The organism is Alkalihalophilus lindianensis (assembly GCF_032843265.1).
Lineage (GTDB): Bacteria > Bacillota > Bacilli > Bacillales > Bacillaceae_D > Alkalihalophilus > Alkalihalophilus lindianensis.
In genome coordinates this window covers 1-244 of sequence record NZ_JAWJBA010000856.1, presented here as the reverse complement: position 1 = coordinate 244, position 244 = coordinate 1, and the positions used below count along the sequence as shown (strand labels likewise).

Annotated in this window: 1 protein-coding gene; it reads right to left on the bottom strand. The window is 43.0% G+C overall.

What is annotated here, in order from left to right:
• Positions 1-244: hypothetical protein (locus RYX56_RS24565; RefSeq protein WP_317124417.1), on the bottom strand; the 244-nt coding region annotated here is incomplete at both ends.

The following is a 244-nucleotide window of genomic DNA, read 5'->3' as shown; positions in this document are numbered from 1 at the left end:
ACTGCAGAAACTGCCGCAGGGATGAGTTGTGGTAACGCTATGCCGATTCCCTCCACAAGTGCTGTTACTAATTCAATTGCTGCATTTATTAGCAGTGGAAGGTTATCAATTAATGCACCGACAATCGTCATTAGAGCACTGACCGTCGCTGGAATAAGTTCGGGTAAAAGGCTCAAAATTGTTTCCAGTACTTGCGCGAATATATTTGTAACCAATTCAAGAAGCATAGGAAGCAAGTCACCTA